24 protein-coding genes are annotated in these 25098 nt (G+C 72.5%); 15 read left to right on the forward strand and 9 right to left on the reverse strand.

The features are described 5' to 3' along the window. On the reverse strand, positions 1-235 hold a 235-nt coding region (locus tag ACFXGX_RS27905), incomplete at its 3' end, for an SPFH domain-containing protein (protein WP_384796127.1). A gap of 135 nt (positions 236-370) precedes the next feature. Then, entirely contained in the window at positions 371-1519 is a 1149-nt protein-coding gene (zapE, locus tag ACFXGX_RS27910; protein WP_384796129.1) for a cell division protein ZapE, read from the reverse strand. On the opposite strand from zapE, the gene ACFXGX_RS27915 reads away from it, so the two are divergent. The 4 genes from ACFXGX_RS27915 to msrB all read left to right on the forward strand — a co-directional run bounded on the left by ACFXGX_RS27915 (position 1518) and on the right by msrB (position 4922). After that, positions 1518-2330, forward strand: a complete 813-nt coding sequence (locus tag ACFXGX_RS27915) for a pyrimidine reductase family protein (RefSeq protein WP_384796131.1) — start codon at positions 1518-1520, stop codon at positions 2328-2330. The genes zapE and ACFXGX_RS27915 overlap by 2 nt on opposite strands. Before the next feature lie 113 nt (positions 2331-2443). Beyond that, on the forward strand, positions 2444-2917 hold the full coding sequence (locus tag ACFXGX_RS27920; RefSeq protein ID WP_384796133.1) for an indole-3-glycerol phosphate synthase: 474 nt from the start codon (positions 2444-2446) through the stop codon (positions 2915-2917). A 163-nt stretch (positions 2918-3080) separates the two neighbouring features. Further along, positions 3081-4469: a UDP-N-acetylmuramate--L-alanine ligase gene (gene murC, locus ACFXGX_RS27925; RefSeq protein ID WP_384796135.1), complete on the forward strand. Its 1389-nt coding sequence runs from the start codon at positions 3081-3083 to the stop codon at positions 4467-4469. Between the two features lie 45 nt (positions 4470-4514). Further along, positions 4515-4922, forward strand: a complete 408-nt coding sequence (gene msrB, locus ACFXGX_RS27930) for a peptide-methionine (R)-S-oxide reductase MsrB (protein ID WP_384796137.1) — start codon at positions 4515-4517, stop codon at positions 4920-4922. 105 nt (positions 4923-5027) lie between these two features. Here msrB and ACFXGX_RS27935 read toward each other — a convergent pair whose 3' ends face one another. Then, a complete protein-coding gene (locus ACFXGX_RS27935) occupies positions 5028-6119 on the reverse strand; it encodes a YbhN family protein (protein WP_384796139.1) in 1092 nt (363 codons plus the stop codon). 610 nt (positions 6120-6729) lie between these two features. On the opposite strand from ACFXGX_RS27935, the gene ACFXGX_RS27940 reads away from it, so the two are divergent. Beyond that, positions 6730-7998: a YhgE/Pip domain-containing protein gene (locus ACFXGX_RS27940; RefSeq protein WP_384796216.1), complete on the forward strand. Its 1269-nt coding sequence runs from the start codon at positions 6730-6732 to the stop codon at positions 7996-7998. 223 nt (positions 7999-8221) lie between these two features. Here the strand turns inward: ACFXGX_RS27940 and ACFXGX_RS27945 are convergent, their stop codons facing one another. Both ACFXGX_RS27945 and ACFXGX_RS27950 read right to left on the reverse strand, forming a co-directional pair. Continuing rightward, entirely contained in the window at positions 8222-9091 is an 870-nt protein-coding gene (locus tag ACFXGX_RS27945) for a LysR family transcriptional regulator (RefSeq protein WP_384796141.1), read from the reverse strand. 99 nt (positions 9092-9190) lie between these two features. Further along, positions 9191-10162 (reverse strand): helix-turn-helix domain-containing protein, encoded by a 972-nt coding sequence (locus ACFXGX_RS27950; RefSeq protein WP_384796143.1) that lies wholly within the window; start codon positions 10160-10162, stop codon positions 9191-9193. 206 nt (positions 10163-10368) lie between these two features. On the opposite strand from ACFXGX_RS27950, the gene ACFXGX_RS27955 reads away from it, so the two are divergent. Genes ACFXGX_RS27955 through ACFXGX_RS27975 form a run of 5 tightly spaced genes read left to right on the forward strand, consistent with a single transcriptional unit; the run spans position 10369 to position 14551 of the window. After that, positions 10369-11850 carry an ATP-binding protein gene (locus ACFXGX_RS27955; protein ID WP_384796145.1) on the forward strand — a complete coding sequence of 494 codons (1482 nt, stop codon included), beginning with the start codon at positions 10369-10371 and terminating at the stop codon, positions 11848-11850. Continuing rightward, positions 11847-12260 (forward strand): roadblock/LC7 domain-containing protein, encoded by a 414-nt coding sequence (locus ACFXGX_RS27960; RefSeq protein ID WP_384796147.1) that lies wholly within the window; start codon positions 11847-11849, stop codon positions 12258-12260. The genes ACFXGX_RS27955 and ACFXGX_RS27960 overlap by 4 nt, the downstream gene beginning before the upstream one ends. Then, positions 12257-12622, forward strand: coding sequence for a DUF742 domain-containing protein (locus ACFXGX_RS27965; protein WP_384796149.1), 366 nt, complete (start codon positions 12257-12259; stop codon positions 12620-12622). The genes ACFXGX_RS27960 and ACFXGX_RS27965 overlap by 4 nt, the downstream gene beginning before the upstream one ends. Next, positions 12600-13211: an ATP/GTP-binding protein gene (locus ACFXGX_RS27970; RefSeq protein ID WP_384796151.1), complete on the forward strand. Its 612-nt coding sequence runs from the start codon at positions 12600-12602 to the stop codon at positions 13209-13211. Before ACFXGX_RS27965 ends, ACFXGX_RS27970 begins: the two co-directional genes overlap by 23 nt. Next, positions 13208-14551 carry a cytochrome P450 gene (locus ACFXGX_RS27975; RefSeq protein ID WP_384796153.1) on the forward strand — a complete coding sequence of 448 codons (1344 nt, stop codon included), beginning with the start codon at positions 13208-13210 and terminating at the stop codon, positions 14549-14551. Before ACFXGX_RS27970 ends, ACFXGX_RS27975 begins: the two co-directional genes overlap by 4 nt. On the opposite strand, the gene ACFXGX_RS27980 is transcribed toward ACFXGX_RS27975, so the two are convergent. The 3 genes from ACFXGX_RS27980 to ACFXGX_RS27990 form a co-directional block, all read right to left on the reverse strand. Beyond that, positions 14548-15792 carry a cytochrome P450 gene (locus tag ACFXGX_RS27980; RefSeq protein ID WP_384796155.1) on the reverse strand — a complete coding sequence of 415 codons (1245 nt, stop codon included), beginning with the start codon at positions 15790-15792 and terminating at the stop codon, positions 14548-14550. The genes ACFXGX_RS27975 and ACFXGX_RS27980 overlap by 4 nt on opposite strands. Before the next feature lie 203 nt (positions 15793-15995). After that, entirely contained in the window at positions 15996-16409 is a 414-nt protein-coding gene (locus ACFXGX_RS27985; protein ID WP_384796157.1) for a DUF6114 domain-containing protein, read from the reverse strand. Continuing rightward, positions 16409-17080 carry a DUF6230 family protein gene (locus ACFXGX_RS27990; protein WP_355768293.1) on the reverse strand — a complete coding sequence of 224 codons (672 nt, stop codon included), beginning with the start codon at positions 17078-17080 and terminating at the stop codon, positions 16409-16411. Before ACFXGX_RS27990 ends, ACFXGX_RS27985 begins: the two co-directional genes overlap by 1 nt. Positions 17081-17783: 703 nt before the next feature. Between ACFXGX_RS27990 and ACFXGX_RS27995 the strand changes: the two genes are divergently transcribed. Beyond that, positions 17784-18449: a Tat pathway signal sequence domain protein gene (locus tag ACFXGX_RS27995; protein WP_384796160.1), complete on the forward strand. Its 666-nt coding sequence runs from the start codon at positions 17784-17786 to the stop codon at positions 18447-18449. Positions 18450-18467: 18 nt separating this feature from the next. Here the strand turns inward: ACFXGX_RS27995 and ACFXGX_RS28000 are convergent, their stop codons facing one another. Continuing rightward, complete coding sequence (locus ACFXGX_RS28000; protein ID WP_384796162.1) at positions 18468-19424, reverse strand: lytic polysaccharide monooxygenase; 957 nt, start codon at positions 19422-19424, stop codon at positions 18468-18470. Positions 19425-19818: 394 nt separating this feature from the next. Between ACFXGX_RS28000 and ACFXGX_RS28005 the strand changes: the two genes are divergently transcribed. The 4 genes from ACFXGX_RS28005 (at position 19819) to ACFXGX_RS28020 (ending at position 24986) form a co-directional block, all read left to right on the forward strand. Then, complete coding sequence (locus tag ACFXGX_RS28005) at positions 19819-21015, forward strand: damage-control phosphatase ARMT1 family protein (protein WP_384796164.1); 1197 nt, start codon at positions 19819-19821, stop codon at positions 21013-21015. 207 nt (positions 21016-21222) lie between these two features. Further along, positions 21223-23400, forward strand: coding sequence for a germacradienol/geosmin synthase Cyc2 (cyc2, locus tag ACFXGX_RS28010; protein ID WP_384796166.1), 2178 nt, complete (start codon positions 21223-21225; stop codon positions 23398-23400). 130 nt (positions 23401-23530) lie between these two features. Next, positions 23531-24244, forward strand: a complete 714-nt coding sequence (locus ACFXGX_RS28015) for a PDZ domain-containing protein (protein WP_384796168.1) — start codon at positions 23531-23533, stop codon at positions 24242-24244. A gap of 121 nt (positions 24245-24365) precedes the next feature. After that, positions 24366-24986: a LysE family translocator gene (locus ACFXGX_RS28020; RefSeq protein ID WP_384796170.1), complete on the forward strand. Its 621-nt coding sequence runs from the start codon at positions 24366-24368 to the stop codon at positions 24984-24986. The last annotated feature ends 112 nt before the right edge of the window (positions 24987-25098 follow it).

Genomic DNA, 25098 nt, shown 5'->3' on the forward strand with positions numbered 1-25098 from the left:
TGATGCCCTCCTGGGCCGGGATGGGCAGGGTCACGATCTGCATGTTGACCTTGCGCAGCCGGTCCACGAAGGGCACGACCATCGTGAAGCCGGGGGTGCGGACCTCGCCGGCCAGCCGCCCGAGACGGAAGACGACCCCGCGTTCGTACTGTTTGACGACGCGGGCGCCGGCGGCGACGTAGATGACACCGGCGGAACAGGCCGCCGTGATCGCCACGATGAGTTCCTCGACCATGACGACCCCCTTCCGAGCCGCCTGACATGTCTGGCCATTCCACTCTACGTCGCGGTCGCGCGGTTGTTACCGGTCGGTGGGGAGGGGTTCCCGAGGCCGGTGGCGTGTCGCGGTACCAGGCGCACCGGACACGGCCTAGGCTCCCGGGCCCTCCACGAGACCCTTCGCGTCGCGGGCCAGCGCGGTCAGCCGGGAGATCGCGCGGAAGTACTTCTTGCGGTAGCCGCCGTTCAGCATCTCCTCGCTGAACAGCCGGTCGAAGGGCATTCCGGAGGCGAGGACCGGCACCTCGCGGTCGTACAGCCGGTCGGCGAGCACGACGAGCCGCAGCGCCGTCGACTGGTCCGGGACGGGCTGGACGTCGGTGAGGCAGACCGCCTCGACCCCGTCGGTCAGGGCGCCGTACCGGCTGGGGTGGACGCGGGCGAGATGGCCGAGCAGATGCGGGAAGTCGTCCAGGGACGCGCCGTCGGTGGCGTACGCGGCCTTGGTGACCTGCTCGTCGGAGAACGGGGCGGGCGCCTCGGGCAGCCCGCGGTGGCGGTAGTCCTCGCCGTCGATGCGCAGCGGGCGGAAGCGCGCGGACAGGCCCTGGATCTCCCGCAGGAAGTCGGCGGACGCGAACCGGCCCTCGCCGAGCTTGCCCGGAAGCGTGTTCGAGGTGGCGGCGAGCGCCACGCCCGCGTCGACCAGCTTGCCGAGCAGGGTGGAGACGAGGACCGTGTCGCCCGGGTCGTCGAGCTCGAACTCGTCGATGCACAGGAGACGGTGCCCGGAGAGGGTCTGCACGGTCTTCTGGAAGCCGAGCGCGCCGACCAGGTTCGTCAGCTCCACGAAGGTGCCGAACGCCTTGAGCGAGGGCTCCGCCGGGGTCGCGTGCCACAGGGAGGCGAGGAGATGGGTCTTGCCGACGCCGTAACCGCCGTCCAGGTAGACGCCCCGGGGGCCGGCCGGCGTCTTCGGGGCCCCCTTGCCGAAGCCGAACAGCCGCCGCTTGGGCGCACCCACGGCGTGCGCCCCGCCGAGACCCGCGGCGAACGCCTCGAGGATCCCCACGGCCTCGGGCTGGCTGGGCTGGTTCGGGTCCGGGATGTACGTGGCGAAGCGGACCGAGTCGAAACGCGGCGGCGGCACCATCTCGGCGACGAGCCGGTCGGCGGGGACGTGCGGCTCGCGGACGCACAGGGACAGCGGGGCCGCTTCGGCTATCGGGTCGATCGCGGAGGCGGTGGAGGTGGACGACACGGTTCCCCACTCTATGCGCCGTGCCACACTGCACGTCATGCGACGCCTGTTCCCTGTGACCTACGAAACAGCAGCCCAGCCCTGCGGCGAGGCCTCCGGGACGTTTGGGGCGGAGCGCGAGTGGGAGCTCGGGGAACTGGCCGAGGCGTACGCCTACCCCGGCGTCCGGTCGCCCTGGCTCCGGGCCAACATGGTGTCCACGCTCGACGGCGCCGCCCAGCACGACGGGCGCTCGCAGCCCATCTCGAACGCCACCGACATGAGGATCTTCGGTGTCCTCAGGGGCCTCGCGGACGTCGTGGTCGTCGGCGCCGAGACGGTGCGGCAGGAGGGCTACCGGCCGGCACGCGCGCGTGAGGCCTTCGCGGCCCTGCGGGAGGCCGCCGGGCAGGGCCCCGCGCCCGCGATCGCGGTGGTCACGGCGAGCCTCGGCCTGGACTTCTCGCTGCCGCTGTTCACCTCGCCCCTGGTGCCCACGCTGGTGCTGACCGGCGCCGCGGCGGCGCCGGAACGGATCGCCGAGGCCGAGCGGGCGGGCGCGCGGGTGGTCATCGCCGGGGACGGCATGGGGGTCGATCCCGCCCGTGCCGTACGGGCCCTGGGCGACCTCGGGCACACCAGGCTGCTGACCGAGGGCGGGCCCAGGCTGCTGGGTCAGTTCGTCGCGGCCGGTGTCCTGGACGAGATGTGTCTGACGCTGTCCCCGATGCTCGCCGCGGGCGACGCCCAGCGGATCGCGGGAGGGCCCTCGGTACCGGTTCCCCAGCACTTCGAACTGGCGTCCCTGCTGGAAGAGGCCGGGTTCCTGTACAGCCGGTACCGTCGATCCGGCCGACAGTCGGAACAGTAGATTCCGTTTCTCTTCGGACGGGCACACTGATTCGCGCAGTACCCGTGCTGTCACGGGGCAGGATGGTTTCCGCAGGGGGCCGGGACGGCCCACGGACGAGAAGGGCGCCTGGCGTGTTCACGAGCGTATTGATGATCGAGAAGGCCCTGACGTCCGCCGACGTGGAGTTCGTCACCACCTTGCACGGTGACGAGGCGGTCGCCTTCCACGTGCTGCTCCAGCCCCGGGGCGACCAGGCGGACCGGCTGCTGCGGGCCATCGACGACGTCGCGATGGGCGAGATCGACGAGGCGACCCACGAGGGCAGGACGCCGGAGGGCGACGCGGCCGCCGGGCAGGGCGAGCGGGCGCTGGAAGTGTCGCTCCTCGCGCTGCGCGGGTCCGGCGGCACGGCCGAGGGCAGGCTCATCGAGGACCACCCCCTCGACGCGCTCAAGAGCCTGGTCGACGAGGTGAAGGCCGACGAGGTCATCGTGCTGACCGACCCCCACTACGTGGAGGAGTTCTTCCACCGGGACTGGGCCTCGCGGGCCCGCCACAAGGTGGGCGTGCCGGTCCTGAAGCTGTTCTCGCACAGCAAGGCGTGAACCTCTCGCACAGCGAGGCGTGAACCGGGCGCCCCGACGGGTGCCCGGGGCGCGCGTCCGGTGTCCCTCGTGAGGCGCTGTCCGCCGCACCCAATAGGCTGGGCCCGCGTTCCCTTCGGACGAGCGCGCCCACCTTCGTACCGGATCTTGGGGAGAAACACGCATGGCACCCGGCCTTCCTACCGCGATGGACCGACCGCACTTCATCGGCATCGGCGGCGCCGGGATGTCGGGCATCGCGAAGATCCTCGCGCAGCGCGGAGCCGTGGTGGCGGGCAGTGACGCGAAGGAGTCCGCCACCGCCGAGGCGCTGCGCGCGCTGGGCGCCACGGTCCACATCGGGCACGCGGCCGATCACCTCGCCCCCGACGCCACCTGCGTCGTGGTCTCCTCCGCGATCCGCGCGGACAACCCCGAGCTCGCCCGCGCCGCCGAGCTCGGCATCCCGGTCGTCCACCGCTCGGACGCCCTCGCCCGTCTGATGGACGGCCTGCGCCCGATCGCGGTCGCCGGCACCCACGGCAAGACGACCACCACCTCGATGCTGGCCGTGTCCCTGTCCTCGCTCGGCCTCGCCCCCTCGTACGCCATCGGCGGCGACCTCGACGCCCCCGGTTCGAACGCCCTGCACGGCGACGGCGACATCTTCGTCGCCGAGGCGGACGAGTCGGACCGCAGCTTCCACAAGTACGCGCCCGACGTCGCGATCATCCTCAACGTCGAACTCGACCACCACGCCAACTACGCGTCCATGGACGAGATCTACGAGTCCTTCGAGACGTTCGTGGACCGCGTCACCGAGGGCGGCACGCTGGTGATCTCGGCGGACCACGAGGGCGCCCGCGAGCTGACCCGCCGTGTCACGGGCCGTGACGTGCGCGTGGTGACGTACGGCGACTCCGCCGACGCGGACGTCCGGGTGCTCTCCGTCGTCCCGCACGGCCTGACGAGCGAGGTGACGGTCCTGCTGGACGGCGCCGAGCTGACCTTCACGGTCTCCGTCCCCGGCCGCCACTACGCCCACAACGCGGTGGCCGCGCTGGCCGCGGGCGTCGCCCTGGGTGTCCCGGCCGCCGAGCTGGCACCCGCGCTCGCCTCGTACACCGGCGTGAAGCGCCGCCTCCAGCTCAAGGGCGAGGCGGCCGGCGTCCAGGTCGTCGACTCCTACGCGCACCACCCGACCGAGATGACCGCCGACCTGGAGGCCATGCGGGCGGGTGTCTCGGGCCGCATCCTCGTGGTCTTCCAGCCGCACCTGTTCTCCCGCACCCAGGAGCTGGGCAGGGAGATGGGCGAGGCCCTGTCGCTGGCGGACGCCTCGGTCGTCCTGGACATCTACCCGGCCCGCGAGGACCCGATCCCCGGTGTCACCAGCGAGCTGATCATCCAGGCCGCGCGCACCGCGGGCGCGGAGGTGACGCCGGTCCACGACAAGGCCGAGGTCCCGTCCGTCGTCGCGGGAATGACGAAGCCCGGTGATCTCGTTCTCACCATGGGCGCGGGCGACGTGACGGATCTCGGACCGGAGATCCTCGCCCGCCTGGCCGAGTGACCGTGGCCCCCAGCGGGCCTCCTTGAGCGTGAGGGGTTGAGCTTCATGTCGTACGACATCGAAAAGCCGGACGAGCAGTGGCGCGCGGAGCTGACCCCGTCCGAGTACACGGTGCTCCGCAAGGCGGGCACCGAGCCCGCCTTCACCGGCGAGTACACCGACACCAAGGCGAAGGGCGTCTACTCCTGTCGCGCCTGCGGCGCCGAACTCTTCACCTCCACGGAGAAGTTCGAGTCGCACTGCGGCTGGCCGTCCTTCTACGACCCGAAGGACTCGGACGCCGTCGAGCTGATCCAGGACCGTTCGCACGGAATGGCGCGGACGGAGGTGCGGTGCTCCCGTTGCGGGTCGCACCTCGGCCATGTCTTCGAGGGCGAGGGCTATGCGACGCCGACGGATCAGCGGTACTGCATCAACAGCATCTCGCTGCGGCTGACGCCGGACGAGGGCTGAGCGCGGTCGGCCGTCGCCGTACGGGGCGAGGGCGGTCGGCCGACGTCGTACGGGGACCGGGCGCGGTCGGCCAGGCTGTCGTGCCCGGCCCGCGCCGGCCTCCGTTCACAGCACCTTGCGGTGGACCAGGGCCGACAGGATGAGTGTGCCCGGGAGCAGCGGGATCCAGACCGTCAGGACGCGGTAGCCGATGACGGTGGCCGTCGACAGGCCCGTCGGGGCGCCCAGCGAGACCATCGTGAAGACCATGGCCGCGTCCACCGGGCCGATTCCGCCCGGCGCGGGTACGGCGCCGACGGCGGTACTGGCGATCAGCAGCGCGAACACCACCTGAGCCCAGGACAGCGGCAGCCCGAGCGAGAAGCCGACCGCCGCGATCGTGCTGCCCTGGAGTACCGGGGCGGCGGCCGAACCACCCCAGAGGGCGAGGACGCGGCTCGGCCGGGTGTGCAGGATCCGTACGTCCGTCAGGGCGGTACGGACGAAGTCGACGGCGGGGCGGCGCAGCGGACGGACCTTCGTCACCAGCAGACAGACGGTCGTGAGCCCGAGCGCCGCGCTTCCCGCCGCCAGCAGCAGAGTCGAGCGGTCCGGGGCGAGCGCGCCGAACCTGAGGGTGTCGCCGACGGCCACCAGGAAAAGGATGAGCACCGGGATCCTCGCCACCGGCTTGACCAGCGCGTACAGGGCGAGCGAGGCCGTCGCGCGCGCCAGGGGTATGCCCTGGCCCCGTAGGAAGCGCAGGGTGACCGCGTGGGCGCCGATGCTCGCCGGCAGCACGTGGTTGGCGGCGCCCGCCGCCAACTGCGACGCCAGCAGCAGGCCGGGCGGCAGCCGTTCGGGCAGGGCGCCCTGCCGGACGCACGCGGCGACGACCCAGCCCAGCAGGGTGAAGAGGAGCCCGGCCAGGAGCCACCACGGATCGGCGTCACCCAGCCGGGCGACGCCGTCGAGCACGGCACTCCGGTCCAGCGCCGCCCAGGTCCCGATCAGCAGCACGGGGAGCAGCGTCACCACCAGGCGGGTGAGGCGCGAGAGGGACGCGAGCCGGGGGGCGGCGGGAGAGCAGACGGTGGGAGGCGCCGGCGTCGTCGGCGAGGGGTCGGTGGAGCCCCGCGCGTCGCCGGTCGCGAGGGCGGGTGAGGGTGCCGCCGCGGTCGCGGTGGCGGGGAGGCTGTCGAGCGGGGGCAGGGACACGGCGCACGTCGTCCTTCCGCGTCGCGCCCGGGTACGGACGGACGGATCCGAGGCGATACAACGGGGACGGGGAAAACGTTCCCGTTCGGTGTGACGCCACGGTGTCCGGGAGTGGAAGCGGGACCACCGTGTGGGCGACACGGCCGAAGACACCGACCGCGGTGACGAACGTACGACCCGTGGGGCGAACCTGCGACCTCAGAATCCGGCCTTCGAAGGCGAAGCCCGGCCCCGGGGGCGGCGACGGTCGCAGGGGGCGGCACGCGGGGGCGTGATCCGGTTGTCATGCGCGCGGGCGTCGTCGCGCGCGGTGTCGCCGTGTGTGTGGCCGGTGTCGTCGTGTGTGTGGCCGGGGCTGTCGCCGGGGGCTCGGCGAGTCGCCGTCCGTGACGCGCGCGCACAGCCGATCCTGGCCTGACGTGCGGTCCTGGACTCCCCGGCCGAGGGCCGCGCGCCCAACGCCGTTCCCGTGCCGCCCCGGAACCTGTGGAGAACCATGGACGCCGACAGCAATCACCCCGAGGAGCCCCCGGGCACAGCGGGGGCGGGCGGCGGCGCCGCCCGCCCCGGTGACAAAGCCGACGGCCCGGACACTCCGGCGCGTGCCGTCATGCTCCTGCGCCGCCCGAGACTGTGGCTGGTACCCACCGTGCTGACGGGTCTGCTCGCGCTGCTGCTGTCGCTGCTGTACATGGGCGGCATCGTCAACCCGGGCGGGCATCTGCGTAACCTGCCGATCGGCCTGGTCAACGAGGACACCGGCAAGCCCCCTCCCGGGCAGCGGCAGAACGCGGGCGCCCAGGTCACCGCGGCCGTCGCCGCGAGCGACACCTCCGGCGCGGCGGGCTGGCACAGACTCACCCGCGCCCAGGCCCAGGACGAACTCTCCTCCGGCAAGATCTACGGAGCCCTCGTCGTCCCCCGGAACTTCACCGACTCCCTGGCCGCGCTGACCACGGCGAACGCCACCGTGCGGCCCACCATCACGGTGCTGACGAATCCCGGTGTGGGCAGTCTCGGCTCGTCCCTGGCCTCCCGGATCACCACGGCGGCGGCCCAGCAGGCCTCCACGAGCATCGGCAGGCAACTGACGGCGTCCCCCGTGACCGCGAAGGCGGACGCCACGACGCGGCTGCTGCTCGCCGACCCGGTCCAGGTCGTCACCCGGGTCGGACACCCCATCGGCGCCCACAGCGGTCTCGGGCTGAGCGCGTTCTACTACACGCTGCTCCTGGTGCTGGCCGGGTTCCTCGGCGGCAACCTCATCAGTACCGGCGTCGACACGGCCCTCGGCTACGCCGACACCGAGATCGGCCCCTGGCACACCCGCCGCCCCACGGTGCCGATCAGCCGCAGCCAGACCCTGCTCCTGAAGATGCTCATGACCGCCGGGATCACCGTGCTCACGGTGTCCCTGGTCATGCTGGCCACCGTCGCGATCCTCGGCATGGACGCCACCCACCTGCCGCTGCTGTGGCTCTACTCCTACTGCGCGAGCCTGGCCGTCGGACTGGGCGTCCAGGCGATCAACGCGGCGTTCGGCGGGATCGGCCAGCTCGTGTCCATGTTCGTGTTCATCGTGCTGGGCCTGCCCTCCTCGGGCGCCACCATCCCGCTCCAGGCGGTCCCCGGCTTCTACCGGTTCCTCTCCGTCTTCGAGCCCATGCGCCAGCTCAGCGACGGGGTGCGCGCCATCCTGTTCTTCGACGCTCGGGCCGACGCCGGGCTCGGCCGCGCCTGGCTCATGATCGCCGTCGGTTCCTTGCTCGCCCTCGCCTTCGGCTTCGTGATGACCCGCTACTACGACCGCAAGGGCCTGGACCGGCTGACCCCCCAGCCACCCGCCCACCCGGCCTCCCGCCGCGCGGCGTCCACCTGACGACCGGGACGGGGGGGGGGGGGGCGGGGGCGCCGGCGACCCACCGCAGGTCAGTTTGCGCCGTCGAGAGGTTGCCGCGGGGGGTGTGGCGCCGCGGGGTTTTGGCAACAGGGCCATCCCGGGCGGGGCCGGGCTGACCCCCCAGCACCCCGCCCACCCGCCCCCCCGCCGCGCGGCGCCCACGCCCCCCCCTCGACGGGACCCGGCGCGCCGGAGCCCGTCCTCAGGTCATGTGCCGCAGGAGCGCGGTGACCGCGGGAGGGGTCTCGCCGCGGGGGTGGATCAGCATGACCTTCCAGTGCGGCGCGTGCCGGGCGAACGCGTGGGCGCTGAGGCCCGGGAACCGTCCCGCGATCGAGGCGGGCATGACACAGACGCCCAGGTCGTTGCGGACGAGTTCGGCCGCGGCCACGATGTCGTCGACCTCGAAGGCCGGCTCCCGTTCCACGCCGGCGGCACGGAAGGCCCGGTCCACGCAGATGCGGATCGCCCAGCCCGGTGTGAACTCCACCAGCGGAAGCCGGGCCGCCGCGGCGAGGGTGACCGTGCCGTCGGGGCCGGTCGCGGTGAGCGCGCGCGCCGGGGCGGACACCAGCACCATCTCCTCGTACGACAGCAGCCGGGTCACCAGACCGCGCTGCCGCTGCCGGTCGAGCGCCACCACGGCCAGGTCGAAGCTGCCCTCCCGCAGTCCGTCCCGGATGTCGGGGAGGGACGCCTGCCGCAGGCGCACCACCACGCCCGGATGCTCGGCGCGCAGAGCGGCCAGCGGCCGGTGCAGGTCGGCCCAGACACCCCGTGCCGTGCCGATGGTGACCCGGCCCCGGAGCCGTCCCCGGACCAGGTCGACGGTCGCCCGCGCCTGCTCGGCCGCCCGCAGCGCGGCGCGCGCCGCCGGGACGAAGACCTCGCCCGCGGGGGTCAGGGACACCCGGTGCGTGGTGCGGTCGAACAGCGGGGTGCCCAGCTCCCGTTCCAGCGCGAGGACGGCGCTCGACACGGCGGACTGCACCACGCGCAGCCGCTGGGCCGCCGCCGTGAAACCGCCTTCCTCGGCGACCGCGACCACGACCTCCATCTGCCGCAGATCCATCTCCACTCCCGGGACAGCAGCCGTCCTGGACCGGATCCCCGCCCAGGACCGGAATCCCGTCCTGTACCGATTGTCCCAGGACGTGATCTGCCGCGGGTGTCACGTCGCGCGGACACCGTTGCGCATCTCGCGCGGGCTCACCCCGAAGCGCTGCCGGAAGGCGGTGCTCAGCGCGCTCGCCGACGAGAACCCCGAGGCGTAGGCGAGATCGGTGATCGTCAGGTGTTCGCAGTCGCCGCACCGGAGCCGTTCGCGGACCAGCCGCAGCCGCTCCTCGCGGATCAGGTCGCGGGGGGTGGTGCCCGCGTACTGGAGGGCGAGCTGGATCTGGCGCAGCGACCAGCCCAGGGCGCGGGCCATGGACGTACCCGTGAGGCCGGGGTCGGCGGCGTTCTCGCGGACGTGGCGGCGCACCACCGTCTCCACGTCGGACAGGTGACGGGCGCCCTCGGGGCGGTCGTCGCCGGTGGTGAGCATGCACAGCAGCTCCACCACCCGGTCGGACACGGCGTTGAACTGGGCGTCGGTGAGGTCGTCGCGCTCGGCGTACAGACCGTCGAGCATCGAGCGGACGACACGGCCGAGCCCCCTGCTCAGGTCGAGGCCGGTGGCCAGCGGAGACTTGCGGTTCAGCGGGCCGTCCAGCTCACGGGCCGGGATCGTGAGGACGAAGGCCTGGGTGGAGGCGTCCTGGAGACAGCGGAAGGGCGACCCGAACGAGACGAGCGTGCCCGTCCCCGGCGTCAGCCGTGCCTCGTGACCGTCCTGGCGCAGGACGATCTCCCCGGTCAGCGGCAGCAGCAACCGGTAGTCCGCGTCGGGGTCCTCGCGGATCTGCCGCGCGGTCCTGCTGTACTCGATCGCGTCCGACCGGAACCTGACGAGCTGATACGCCTCGGAGCGCTGACGGACCGTCTCGCCGCTGAAGTCGTCGGTACGGCTGTACCGGTAGCCCATCCGGGACTGGTACGACCCGATGTGCTCGCTCCAGAAGTCGGCCCGCTCCGCCGGTTCCACCGAGCCCGTCGACCGGGTTTCCACCAGGTAGTTCCCCGTGGGTAAGGCCACCATCGACTCCCGTACGGGTGAGGGCAGTTACGCGGTGTCAGCCTAGTGCACACAGCCGGTGCGCATGGCGGCAACTTCCTTGCGCGTCGCGGAAAGCGTGAACGCCGGCGCGCGGCTACCGTCGTCCGCCCCGTCAACTCGCGTACCGTCCCTCACTTTTCCCGCTCCTGCCCCGGCAATGCGTCTCCGCATAAGAGGACTTGAGGACCATGACCGAACGGATACCGGAGGCCGCGTCCTGGTGCCTGGCCGCCGGCCTGCTCGCCGTCACCGTGCTGCTGCTGCGCCAGCGCGGGATCAGCGCGCGGCAGCGCCGGCGGACCGACGATCTCACGGAGGACCTGCGGGCCCGCGACGAGGAACTGCGCCACCTGGCCGAGGTCCGCCTGCCCGTCCTGGAGGACACCCCGCACCAGCTCGCCGCCCCCGCCGCCCCGGCCGCCCCACTGCTCGACGCCCGTCTGGCCGGGACGGACTTCGCGAAGCACCTCGACGGCGTCCTGGAACGCTTCTCGGAGGCGGTGGGACACGCGCAGGCGCGCGCCGACCGGTCCGCGAAGTCCGCGCTCAAGGCGTCCATGCGCTCGATCCAGGCCCTCGCCAACGAGCAGCAGGTGTCCATCGCCGAGATGCAGGACCGCCACGACCACCCCGACGTCCTGCGCGACCTGCTCGAGATCGACCACACCAACGCCCAGTTCGGCCGGCGCGCCCAGGCGATCGCCGTCCTGTGCGGCTCCTGGCCCGGACGCCAGCGTGGTACCTCCGCGCTGACCGAGGTGGTGCGGGGCGCGACCTCCCGCGTCCGTGACTACCGGCGCGTCCGTGTCAACGGGCAGGTCGGCCTCGCCGTCGAGAGCCGCGCCGTCGAACCGGTGGTCCTCGCCGTCGCCGAACTGCTGGACAACGCGGCACGCCACTCGCAGCCCGACACCACCGTCGAGGTCACCGTCCAGGCGGCGCACAACGGTGCCTGCGTGGTCGTCGACGACGCCGGTGTCGGCATGGACGCCGGAACGATCGAGCGGGCCGCCGGGCTGCTGACCGGCCGTGACCTGGTGGACGTGACCCGGCTCGACGACCCTCCGCAGTTCGGCTTCGCCGTCATCGGCGTCCTCGCCGCACGGTACGGCTTCAGCGTCTCGGTGGACACCCGGTCCCCGTACGGCGGTGTCCGGGCGGTGGTGTTCCTGCCTTCGAAACTGCTCACGCATCCGGCCCCGGCCCCGGCCGCGCCGCCGGTGCCGCACACCCGGCGCGAGGCCGAGCCCGTCGGCACGACCACGGCCGGTGGCCTGCCGAAGCGGCGGCGCCGGGCCCCGCGACAGCCGGACGGCGCGGGACGGTCCGCCGCTGTGCCTGCTGAGTCCGCCGTGTCCGCTGTGCCGGGTGAGCCCGCCGTGTCCGCCGAGCCGGCCGTGCCCGCCGAGGACGTCGGTGCCCGGTCGGCCGAGGAGAACGCCCGGCGCATGGGGGCGTTCGCCCGCGGCACCCGGTTCGGCCGCGCGGAGCAGGACACCGCCGGGACCCCGGCGGCCCCTCGACCGCCGGACGTCTCCGGAGCACCTGTCGCCCTCCCGTCGGCCGACGGGACGCTCACGTCGCCGGACGCTTCCGGGCCGGAGGAGACGGGCGCCCCCGTGCCGTCGTACGGAACACCCCACCCGAGCGAAGGGAGCACACAGGGATGACCGCGCCCATGACCAACGAGCTGGGGTGGATGCTCGACGAGGTCCTGAAGGTGCCGGAAGCCCGGCACGCGATCCTGCTGTCCGCCGACGGCATGCTCCGTGCCCACTCCGCGGACATCGGCAGGGACGACGCCGAGCGGCTGGCCGCCGGTCTGTCCGGCGTGCAGTCGATCAGCCGCAGCACCGCCGAGTTCTGCGGCAGGCCGGAAACGCCCTGGCGGCAGACCCTGATCGAGTTCGCGCACGGGTACGTCTTCCTCGTCGCCGCGGGCGAGGGCACCCACCTGGCGGTGTCCACGACCGAGAACGTCGACATGGAGGCGGTCACCTACCGCATGCACAAGATGGTCGACCGGCTCGGCAAGGAGCTGACCAGCCCCGCCCGGCGGGACACCGGCAGCCCGGCATGAGACCGCCCGGACGTCGTCCCGGGGAGCGGCTGGTGCGGTCGTACGTCGTCACCGACGGCCGCTCGCAGCCCTCGCGCAACACCCTCGACCTCGTCACGCTGCTGATCGCCGCCGCCGGCCCGCCGCTCACCGGGCTGAGCCCCGAGAAGCGACGGCTGATGGAGCTGTGCCGGCCCGGTGCCCTGTCGCTGGCCGAGGTGGCCGGCCATCTGGAGCTGCCCGTCAGCGTCACCAAAGTGCTGGTCGCCGACCTGATGGACAGCGGTCACCTCGTCACGCGCGCGCCGATCCCCTCCGCCGGACCTCCGGCCGACACCCGCGTCCTCAAGGAGGTGCTCGATGGACTGCGCTCCCGGCTCTGACACGTATCTGCCCTCGTATCTGCCCGAGAGCGTGCGGACCGCGGTGAAGGTGCTGGTCGTGGGCCACTTCGCGGTCGGCAAGACCACGTTCGTCGGCGCACTGTCCGAGATACGCCCGCTGCGCACCGAGGAGGTCATGACCCAAGCCGGTTCGTCCGTCGACGACTTGACCGGAACGCGGGACAAGAACACCACGACCGTCGCCCTCGACTTCGGCCGCGTCACCCTCAACGACACCCTGGTCCTCTATCTGTTCGGCGCCCCGGGACAGCGCCGCTTCACCGGACTCTGGCGGGACCTGACACGCGGCGCGCTCGGCGCGCTCGTCCTCGCCGACACCCGGCACCTGGACCGGTCCTTCGAAGTCATGGGCCTGCTGGAGGAGTTGGACCTCCCGTACGCGGTCGCCCTCAACGACTTCGACGGCGTACCCGAGTACGGGCTCGACGAGGTGCGCGAGGCACTCGACCTGCTGCCCTCCACCCCGCTGCTGCGCTGCGACGCCCGCGACCGAGTCTCCGCCACCGGGACACTGATCGCCCTCGTCACCCATCTGCTGGACCGCACCGGCGAACTGGAGACCGCGTGAACGCCGTACCGCCACCCGGCTGCCCGGCCCATCAGCCCCTGTACGGACCGGAGTTCGCGGCCGATCCCGCGGCGGTCTACCGGCTGCTGCGGGAGTCCGGGCCGACCGCCCGCGTCGAACTCGCCCCCGGCGTACGGGCCACGCTGGTCACCGGGTACGACGCCGCGCTGCACGTCCTGCGCAGCCCGGAGACCTTCTCCAAGGACCCCCGCCGCTGGAAGGACCTCGCCGACGGAACCGTCCCGGCGGACAGCCCGGTCCTCCCGATGATGACGTACCGGCCCAGCGCCCTGTTCACCGACGGCGAGGAGCACAGCCGGCTGCGGGGCGCCATCGCCGACACGCTCGCCCGCGTCGAGACCGGCGCGCTGCGCGGCTGCGCCGAACGCGGCGCCGACACGCTTATCGACCGGTTCGCGCCGCGCGGCACGGCGGATCTGCTCGGCGAATACGCCCAGGTCCTGCCGCTGCTCGTGTTCAACCACCTCTTCGGCTGCCCCGCCGGGCACGGCGTCCGGCTGGTCGAGGGCATGTCCGGGATGTTCGACGGGGTGGATTCCGAGAAGGCGTACGAACTGCTCATCGCCACCCTGGTCGACCTGGTCGAGCTGAAGCGGCGGCGTCCGGCCCCCGACATGACGTCCTGGCTCATGGAACACCCGGCCGGGCTCACCGACGAGGAACTGATCCACACCCTCGCCGTGCTGATGGGCGCCGGCACCGAACCCCAGCAGAACCTGATCGCGAACGGTCTGCGCCTGCTGCTGTCCGACGACCGCTTCGCGGGCGACCTCTCCGGCGGAACCCTGCCGGTGCAGGACGCCCTCGACGAGGTGCTGTGGACCGACCCGCCTATCGCGAACTACGCCGTGCACTACCCGCGTCACGACGCCGTGTACGAGGGCACGCTGCTGCGTGCGGGCCATCCGCTGGTGGTGAGCCTCGCCGCCGCGAACACGGATCCGACCTTGACACATCATCAACTCATCGGTAACCGCGCTCACTTGGCATGGAGCGCCGGCCCGCACACCTGTCCCGCGCAGGGTCCGGCGCGACTGATCGCGTCCGTCGCGGTCGAGAAACTCCTGGACCGGATCCCCGACATCGAACTGTCGGTCCCCGTGGCGGAGCTGCGGTGGCGGCCCGGCCCATTCCACCGCGCGCTCGCCGCCCTGCCGGTGAGCTTTCCGCCCGCCCCGGCCGTCGGACGCGCCGACCGCCCGGAGCGGTCGCCGTCCGAGCCCTTTCCGCCACCGCCGTCCGAGCCCCGGTCCCCCGAGGCCGACCGCCCGCGGACCACGTGGGCGCGGGCGGCGGCATGGTGGCGCGGGGAGTACTAGGCGAAACGGACCGGCAGTGAGCGGTGGCCGTTGGAGATGAAGGAGTCGACCGGCCGCAGCTCCTCCTCCGGCACGGCGAGCCGCAGGTCCGGGAAGCGGTCGAACAGGGCCGGAAGCGCGACCCGGGCCTCCAGGCGGCCCAGCGGCGCCCCCAGACAGCGGTGCACACCGTGGCCGAAGGCGAGGTGCTCCTTGTCGGAGCGGGTGACGTCGAACTGGTCGGCGTCCTTGCCGTGGCGCTCGGGATCGCGCCCGGCGGCGGCGTAGGCCGCGAGGATCGCCTCACCCCTGGCGATCACGGTCCCGTCGGGACCGCCGAGTTCGCAGAGGACGATGTCCTCGACGGCGTACCGCAGCGGCAGACTCGCGACCGGCGCGTCCGCCCGCAGGGTCTCCTCGATCACGTCGTCCCAGTCCGCGCGGCCCGCCCGGACGTGCGCGAGCTGGTCGGGCCGGGTGAGCAGGGCGTGCACGGCGTTGTCGATGAGGTTGACCGTCGTCTCGTGACCGGCGCTGATCATGAGGATCAGGGTGTCGAGCAGCTCCTGTTCGCTGAGCGCGGTGCCCTGCTCGTCGTCGCGGGCAGCGATGAGCCCGGAGGTCAGATCGTCGCCGGGCGACTCCCTCTTGGCGGCGACGAGTTCGGCGAGGATGACCAGCAACCGACCGTAGGCGGCCGTCATTTCGCCCGGATCGGCGGAGGTGGCGAACATGCGGTCCACCAGCTCGCGCAGCTCGGGGCCCCGTTCCTCGGGCAGTCCGAACAGTTCGCTGATCACCTGGATCGGCAGCGGATAGCAGAACTCCTCGCGCAGGTCGACGACCTGGGAGGCGCGGCCCGCTTCCGCCACGCGGTCCAGGAGCTGCCGGGTGATCTCCTCGATACGCGGCTGGAGCGCGGCCGTCCGGCGGGCGGTGAACGCCTTGGAGACCAGCGTGCGCAGCCGACGGTGCTCACCTCCGTACGCGGTGAACATGTTCTGCACGGCCACCCAGGTGAACAGCGGCCACTCGGGCGTGATCACACCGTTCGCCAGCAGGGGCCAGTGCTGTTCCGCGTCCTTGGACACCCGGGGGTCGGTGAGCAGCCGCTTCAGCAGCTCGGGACCGCTCACCGCCCAGGCCTCGACGCCCCCGGGAAGCTCCACCCGGGCCACTGGTCCTCTCTCGCGGATCCGGGCGGCCTCACCGTGGATGTCGCCTCCGGTCGCGTCGATCACCAAAGGACGTGGACTTCCCATCAGGAACCTCCAGGCAGTCGAACCCCGATTCGGCATACGCCGCGTCACGCTACGCGACGGCGCGGCTCCGCCGGGATACGCCCGGTGCCGGTGCGTGCGGTGCCAACTTCCCTGCGCGCAGAGGCAATTGCGTCCACCTGATACGTACGGGGCAAGCCAGTGAGGGTTCGGATCCCGCCGCGGAGCCCGCCGCGGAGCCCGTCTCAGGCGTGTCCGCGGCGCAGCAGCCGTCTGCGCGGCTTCTGGTCGGGGAGCCAGCCGAAGGTGAGGCAGCTTCCGACGGCTCCGAGGAGCAGGCCGATGAAGAAGCCGCCGAGGTTGGAGGTGACCCAGGTGCCGAGCGACAGCAGGATGCCCAGCAGGGAGTAGAACAGGCGCTGGGCCGGGTTGAAGAGGATCAGCAGGCCGCACAGCAGCATCACGGTGGGCAGGAGATAGCCCGCCAGGCCCTGCATGCCGATGTGCAGGACGACCTTCAGCGACGCCTTCTCGGTGAGCAGGATCTCCGCCCCCGCCAGGGTGAGCAGCAGCCCGCCCCAGAAGGGGCGGTGGGCGCGCCACTGGCGGAAGGTCTCCCGGAGGTCCCGGGAGCCGTCCGTCCGTGCTTCGGCACTCATCAGCAGCCTTGGTCGCTGAAGCGGAGCTTGAGGCCCGGCAGCTTGAACACCGCGGCCGTCGTCGCGTAGTTGGTCTGGCGCAGATTGGCGATGCGCACGGTGTCGGCCTGCTGGCTGAACACGCCCTTGGGGCCCTGGACCCCGGCCTTGTCGAGCGTGCTGGCGTCGTTGCCGATCTCGATGTTGTTGAAGGACGCGTTGCCGGACAGCTCCGTGGAGTCGGTGGTCAGGTTGGTCGCCTGGACCTTGTCCGAGCCGCTGCCGGCCGTGATGAGCAGGTTGGTGCCCCCGAGGTCGACGCTCTGGCACAGGTGGTCGAGGGTGGCGTTCTTGATCGCCGAGGTGACGATGAGGACCTGGCCGCCCGTGTCGCCGGCGTTCGGACTGTCCTCCGCCATGTTGTCGAGGCCGCCGAACTGCTCGAAGCCGGTGCCGTTCAGCTCGGTCGCGGTGACCGTGAACGGCATGCCGGAGATGGCGAACTGGACACCGAGGGCACCCTCCGCCGTGGCGATCATCAGCCCCGCGGCGACCGCGGTGGCGGGTATCGCCATCACGGCGGCGCGGCGCAGCCGGACCCGCCCGCGGCGGCCCTGTCCGGCGGCTGAACCGCTTTCCGGGGTCTCGGGCGTGGAACCGTTGGACGCCGTGGCGTCCGGGGACGAAGCCATGTCTGCTCCCTGGGCACGTTCGATGCGGGTGGGGCTCCAGTGGCGCGTTGTCCTGGCGCGGACAGCAACGGCCGCGTACGCCTCCTCGCGCCTCCCGGCGGTTGCAAGGGCTTTCTCGTTACGCGGCAGTAGCCGTCGAGGAAGTTACCGGGGGTTACACGTACGGGTCAAGGCGCGTGTGGGAAAACCGTGCCCGTTGTGCCGCACCTGTGAACGCACGTCGGCCGGACAGTCGTCCTGACCTCCAACTTCCGTACGGGGCCTTGACGTTGACTGTCCATCAGGTCTACAACTCTCCCTGTTTCCCGGATCCGTGGCGCCGGATCCGTCGGCCGACGCGCCCGTCACCTCCCGGACCCCGCTCTGCGGGGCGGTCATGGCGTGTTCCGGAGTGGCCCTGACGCGTACGCCGGCAAGGCGTGCCCCCCGGCCGCTCCCCGTCCCGTGGCACCGGCGCGGTCACCTTCCCCCGAGGGCCGCACCGGTCGCCCGGCTGTCGCCGTCGGCCCGTGGCGTACGGAGAAGGCGTCACGGACCGGCGGCGGTCTCTCCTCGCACCACTCCCGCGGGCGGGCCCGGCATCCTGGCCCGCCGTCGCGCGCGGCCCGTATCACCCGCACACCCGCGCCACCTTCTCGACCCGCACCCCCGCGCCCCGGCGCGGTCAGGCACCCACACCCCCATCGGAGAAGAGGCACCCCCCATGCGTACTCGAACCCTGCTCGCCCTCGCCGGCGCCGTCGCGGCCCTCTCGGCGTCCGCCGTCGTCCCCGCCTCGGCGGACGACATCGCGGTGCTCACCACCGGCAGCGCCGGAGGAACCCCCGTCGCCGTCGGCGACGTCCTCACCGCCTCGCTGGCGAGCGGCACCAACGCCACGCTCTACTCCAGCGCGACCGGTACGAGCGGCGTCTCCTGTTCCGCGTCGACCTTCACCGCCACCGCCACCGACAACCCGGCGTCGCCCGGCACGGCCACCGAGTCCCTCACCGGCCACACCTTCGGCGCCAGTTCGTGCAGCAGCAACGTCATCGGCGTCCTCGGCGTCACCAGCATCACGGTCGACAACCTGCCCTACAGCACCGCGGTGGGCTCCGACGGAAGCGTCACGGTCACCCCGGCCGCCGGCTCCACCATCCAGACCACGGTCAAGCTGCGCTCGCTGCTGGGCACGCTGACCTGCGTCTACCGGGCGGCGAGCCTCACCGGCACGGCGGACAACTCCGACAACAGTCTCACCTTCACGAGCCAGCAGTTCACCAAGTTCTCCGGCTCGTCGCTGTGCTTCGCCAACGGCTACTTCACCGCGAAGTACGCCCCCGTGACCGACACCAGCCAGGCGGGCAGCCCGGCGGTGTACGTCAACTGAGCCCCACGGGAACCGGGTTCACTGCCGGCGTCGCAGCACCACGGCGACGCCGGCGGTGAGCAGCAGCGCCGCCCCGGCTCCTCCGGCGACCATGGGGAGCGCGGGTCCGCCGCCCGAGGTGCGCTCGGCGGCGGGCGCCAGATCGTCGGTGCCCGCCTGCACGGCCGCCGAACTGGCGTCGGGGGAAGGCGAGTCGGCGGACGGTGAAGCGGCTGTCGGGCTGGGTGTCGTGGTCGCCGAACGCTTCGCCGCGGGGGACTTCTTGGTGCTCTTGCCGGTCGAACCGCTCCCGGCGGTCCCCGGAGCACCGGTCTTCTGCGCCGGCTCGGCCGCCCCGCTCCCGCCGGAGAACACGACGTCCGAGCACGAGTAGTAGGTGTCCGTCGTGCTGGAGTTCTGCCAGATCGTGAACAGCATCTGACGGCCGGTGCGGTCGGACGGCAGCTTCGCCCCGATCCGGTAGGCGCCGCCGACCAGCGCGGGATCGGTGACCGTGGCGAACGGCTTCTCCGGCAGGTCCGACCACTTCAGCGGCCTCGTCGGGCTGTAGCCCTGCTTGGTCAGATACAGCTTGAAGGTTCCCGTGTGCGCGATCGTCGAGCTGTACTTCATGTTCAGGGACGCGCCGGGCGTCAGGCGCGTCGCCGGGAAGTCGGCACGGGCCAGGTCGAGCCCCTTGTAGGCGGGCAGGCCCCCGCTGCACAGCTTTCCGTCCGGGATCACCGAGCGGTCCCGGCCGTTCACACCGCCCACCCGCAGGTTGTCCCACGCCGTGAACGGCGAGCCGTTCGCCGCGATCGCCGCACGGCAGGCCGCCGTGCCCTGGCTGCCGCCCTCGGGCGAGCACGCGTACACCCGGCTGACCGGAGACGTCGGCGCGCCGTGCGCCGACGCGGTCCCCGCCGCCCACGTCGTGAGCAGCAGCGGAGCCGCCAGGGCGACAGCGGCCGCGGTGGCGGTGCGGTAGGCGGTCATCCGGCAGGTCTCCTCGATGCGTGGACGAAGCGGTGTGCCGCCGTGCGCGGCCAGGACGCACTCCTCGCACGGGACACGGAGGGATACGGCTCCGGAGCGCCGTCCGTTCAGATCCGCAATCCGCGCGAATCGGGACCACCTCGCCGCACCGGGGACGGACGAGGGCCCGACACCGCCTGGATCGAGGGTTTTCCCGCTATCCCTCCTCTCCGTGCCCTGCCTATGGTTCAGCGCGACCACCGGGCGCGCCGCACCCCGGACTCAAGGACGCGACCGCGCGGCACCCGCAACGGTCAACAGCTCGAAGTCGACCGCTGGGCTCTACGGGGGGAGGGGCCGCTCGGCGCGCACCGCGTCGGACGGCCCCTTCTGCGCAGCCGGTACGGTGAGCCGCATGCACGATCCCGCCACCCCCGCACCCTTCGCCACCGGTCCCGACGACGCCCCGGTGGTCGTGAGTTCGGTGCGCGGCTCGTTCCCCTGGAGCGTGCTGGCCGAGCGGCACCCGGCGCTCATCCGGAAGGTTCGGGACGCTTTCCCGTACGGCCCCGAGCAGCGCCAGGCGCTCGACGCGCTGCTGGAGAACTGCGCCGAGGGGGTCGTCGAACCGCTCTCGGAGTCGGCGGCGGACCGCGGCCGCTGGGATGCCTGGGGCGGCCGGGAGTACTACGGCCGGTCCTGGTTCGACCTGCCGTTCCTGTGGTCCGAGAGCTACTTCTACCGCAAGCTCCTCGAAGCCGTCGGCTACTTCGTGCCGGGCCCCTGGCGGGGCATCGACCCCTTCCGCCCCTTCAAACTCGCCGAACTGGACACCCCGGAGGCGGACGAGGAACTCGCCGCGCTGGACGACCTCGCGCGGCGGCCGGCCGGGGAACAGGAGGAGGCGCTGCTGCACGGCTCCCTGTGGGGCAACCGCGCCGACCTCGGATTCAGTCTCGCCGGCACCGGGGGCGGGACGGCGGCCGAGTCCCAGCTCGTGGCGAACGACGCGGACGTGCTGCGCTCCCTGTTCGACGGCGGCACCCTCTGTCTCGTCGCGGACAACGCGGGCCGGGAACTCATCCCCGACCTCCTCCTCGTCGACCACCTCCTCCGGCACGGCCGGATCGCACGGGCCGCCCTGCACGTGAAGCCGTACCCGTACTACGTGTCCGACGCCACGGCGGCCGACGTGCTGGACGCCCTGCGCCGGCTGACCGCCGCGAAGGGAGCGGCCGGCGAGGCCGGGAACCGTCTCTGGGCTGCGCTGTCCGGGGGCCGGCTCACCGTCCGGACCCACCCCTTCGCCTGCGGCCCGCTGCCGTACGCCGATCTGCCCGACGACCTGCGGCGGGAGTTCGCGGCCGCCGACGTGACCCTGCTGAAGGGGGACCTGAACTACCGCCGGCTCATCGGCGACCGGCTCTACCCCGCGACCACCCCGTTCGCCGACGCCACCGCCTGTTTTCCCGGTCCGGTGGCCGCGTTGCGGACCCTCAAGTCCGATGTCGTCGTCGGACTCGGCCCCGCCGTCGAGGCGGCCCTCGACGCCGCCGAGGACCACCGCTGGCGCACCGGCGGAACCCACGGCCTGATCCAGGCCAGACGCTGATCCGAGCCAGATGCTGATCCGGGCCAGATGCTGATCCGGGCGGGCCCGACGCGGCTGACCACCCGCCGACGGGGGCCGCCGGGCCGCGGAGGCGGCTTCGAGGGGGCGGGAAGCCCGTCGGGGGCGGTTTTCGGCTCGGTTCACGCGATGGTGTGATCATGTCCTGGCCTGCGGATGTGCCCGCGAAGGCCTGGGTAGGGCCCGGCCATGACGCAGCCGTTCCAACTCCCGCACTTCTACATGCCGTACACCGCCCGGCTGAACCCGCACCTGGACGAGGCGCGGGCGCACTCGGTCGGGTGGGCCCGCGACATGGGCATGCTCGAAGGCTCGGGCATCTGGGAGCAGTCCGACCTCGACGCCCACGACTACGGCCTGTTGTGCGCCTACACCCACCCCGACTGCGACGGACCGGCCCTCTCGCTCATCACCGACTGGTACGTGTGGGTGTTCTTCTTCGACGACCACTTCCTGGAGACCTTCAAACGCACCCAGGACCGTGCCGGCGGCAAGGCCTACCTGGACCGCCTGCCCCTCTTCATGCCCCTCGACCTGTCGACGCCCGTCCCCGAACCGGAGAATCCGGTCGAGGCGGGACTCGCCGACCTGTGGGCGCGCACGGTGCCCTCGATGTCCGCGGACTGGCGCCGCCGGTTCGCCGTGTCCACCGAGCACCTGCTCAACGAGTCGATGTGGGAGCTGTCCAACATCGACGAGGGACGGATCGCCAACCCCGTCGAGTACATCGAGATGCGCCGCAAGGTGGGCGGAGCCCCCTGGTCGGCGGGGCTCGTCGAGTACGCGACCTCCGAAGTGCCCGCGTCCGTCGCGGAGTCGAGGCCTCTGCGCGTCCTGATGGAGACGTTCTCCGACGGAGTCCACCTGCGCAACGACCTCTTCTCCTACCAGCGGGAGGTCGAGGACGAGGGCGAGCTCAGCAACGGCGTCCTCGTCCTGGAGACGTTCTTCGGCTGCACGACCCAGCAGGCCGCCGAGACCGTCAACGACGTACTCACCTCACGCCTCCACCAGTTCGAGCACACGGCGCTCACCGAAGTGCCCGTCCTGGTCGCCGAGAAGGGGCTCACCCCGGCGGAGGCCGGCGCCGTCGCCGCGTACACGCAGGGCCTCCAGGACTGGCAGTCCGGCGGACACGAATGGCACATGCGCTCCAGCCGCTACATGAACAAGGGCGTCGTCGAGGAGGCGCGGCCCTTCGGCATGGGCGGGTTCGGGACGTCCGCCGCGGACGTCGGGGCGCTGCTCTCCGCGGCGGGGGCGGAGCGGCTGCGCGCGTACACGCACGTCCCCTTCCAGAAGGTCGGACCCTCCCGGCTCCCCGACTTCCACATGCCCTTCGAGGTCACCCTCAGCCCGCATCTCGCGGGCGCCCGCGACCGCCTCGGCACCTGGATGCACGCCATGGGCATGCTCCAGGAGGGTGTCTGGGACGAGGACAAGCTCATCGCCTACGACCTCCCGCTCTGCGCCGCGGGCATCCATCCCGACGCGACACCGGAGGCCCTCGACCTCAGCTCGCGGTGGCTGGCCTGGGGCACCTACGGCGACGACTACTACCCGCTGCACTTCGGCAACCGCCGCGACCTGGCCGCCGCCAGGCTGACCACCGCGCGCCTGTCCGCCTGCATGCCCGTCGAGGGCGAGGAGACGCCCGTCCCGGTCAACGGCATGGAGCGCGGACTGATCGACCTGTGGCGGCACACCACCGCGGAGATGACCCCGGAGGCCCGGACCACCCTGCGCGCGGCGGTGGACGTGATGACGGAGAGCTGGCTGTGGGAGCTGTCCAACCAGGCGCAGCACCGCATTCCGGACCCGGTCGACTATCTGGAGATGCGCCGGGCCACCTTCGGCTCGGAGCTCACGATGAGCCTGTGCCGCCTCGGACACGGCCGGACGGTCCCTCCGGAGGTCTACCGCAGCGGTCCCGTCCGGTCACTGGAGAACGCGGCCATGGACTACGCGATGCTCCTGAACGACGTCTTCTCGTACCAGAAGGAGATCGAGTACGAGGGAGAGATCCACAACGGCATCCTCGTCGTGCAGAACTTCTTCGGCTGCGACTACCCGACCGCGCTCGGCGTCGTCCATGACCTGATGACCCGGCGCATGGAGCAGTTCCAGCATGTCGCCGCCCACGAACTGCCCATCCTGTACGACGACTTCAAGCTGTCGGAGGAAGCGCGCGGGATCATGCGGGGCTATGTGGCGGAGCTGGAGAACTGGCTGGCCGGAATCCTGAAGTGGCATCAGGACTGCCGCCGCTACGGCGCGGCGGACCTGGCCCGCCGCGCCCACGGCTTCGTGCCGGACCGGGCGCCCGCACCGCCCCTGCCCCGGCAGGCGCAGCCCGTCCCCCTCTGACGGGACGGCAATCCCACTCGTCCGGGGAACGGCCGCGTCAGTCTCACTCGTTCGGGGATCGTCGCGCGCCGGGGCGAGGGGTAGGGCAAGAGCCGAAGGCGGTCCGTAGAACATCTGCCGGAGGCGACCCATGGAACAGACCGCGTTGCGTCCCAAGCCGATGCCCGGCCGGGATCCGGGCGGCGGCACCCGTCCGCCCGGAGGCACCCGTCCGCCCGGCGCGGCCGGGCGCCCGCGCGCGGTGCGGCGGCGCGGGAGACGGCTGGTCACCGTGCTCGCCGTGGTGTCCGCCGGAGTGGTTCTCCTCCTGTCCGGCGTGGGGCTCGGCGCGGTGGGCGCGACGGTGATCGGCATGGGCAGGCCGGCGGACCTCCAGCGGCAGTCCGGTACGGCCGGGCAGCCACGGCAGCCCTCCGCCGGATCCGGGGCACCGGAACCGGGCGCTTCCGGGGCACCGGAACCGGGCGCTTCCGGTGCGCCGCGGCCCGGTGCGTCCGGAGTGCCGGGGGCCGGCGGCTTCGCGGCGGAGTCCGGCGGCGGCGGTCCGCTCCGGCCGGCGGAGTCCGGGCGGCAGTCCGTACGGGGGACCCTCGGCGTCGAGGCGGTCGACGAACCCGGCGGCGGCGCGCTCGTCGTGGGCGTCCACCTGCCCGGTCCCGGCTACACCGCGGGCCTGGTCCGCGGCGACGTCGTGCTCGGCGTCGACGGGACCGGGATCACCTCGGCCGCCGACCTCGCGCGCGCTGTGGCGGACGCGCCGCCGGGCAGGGAGGTCACCCTGCGCGTGCGCCACGCGAGCGGCGGCCGCGAGTACCTGTCCGCCGTCCCGGGCACCGCGACCTGACGCCCCGGCCCGCGCTTCGAGGCGGGTACGGCGCCCGCCCCGGCGGGTACAGGCGCCCGCCCCGGCGGGAACAAGGGAAAAGGGGCTGGTCAACGGAGCCGCGGCCCGTCACGATGGCCGCATGCTGAGCACCCTCCTCGCCTTTCTCGGCGCCTGTACCCTCATCGCGGCCTCGCCCGGACCCAGCACCGTTCTGATCATCAAACGGTCGCTGGGCAGCCGGCGCTCCGGGTTCATGACCGTGCTCGGCAACGAGACGGGCGTCTTCCTGTGGGGCGCCGTCGCCGCGCTCGGCCTCACCGCTCTGCTCGCCGCCTCCGAGATGGCGTACGGCGTCATGCGGGTCGTCGGCGCCGTCGTGCTCGTCGGCTTCGGCGTCCAGACGCTGTGGCAGGCACGCCGTTCCAAGGGAGCCGCCGACGGCGGCTGGGAGGGCGCGGAGAAGAGCGCCTGGGCGTCCTACCGGGGTGGCCTGCTGCTCAACCTCGCCAACCCGAAGGCGGCCGTCTTCGCGATGTCCTTCCTTCCGCAGTTCGTGCCCGAGGGCGCCCCGCACCTGCCCGCCATGCTCGGCCTGGCCGCGCTCTGGGCGGTCTACGAGGTGGGGTACTACGGCGTCTACGTGTGGTTCGTCGGCCGGATGAAGTCCGTGCTGTCCCGGACGGGCGTGCGCCGGCGCCTGGAGCAGGTCTCCGGAGGCGTCCTGCTGGTCCTGGGAGCCCGCCTCGCCCTGGAGGGCTGACCCGGGGGGGGGGGGGGGGCCCCCGCCGCCCCCCCCCCCCCCGCGCGGGGGGGGGCGCTGACAGCCCAGGGGAGGCGCCCGCCCCCCCGGAGGGGGGGCGGGCGCGCCCCCC

The sequence above is a fragment of the Streptomyces sp. NPDC059371 genome, from assembly GCF_042751995.1.
Lineage (GTDB): Bacteria > Actinomycetota > Actinomycetes > Streptomycetales > Streptomycetaceae > Streptomyces.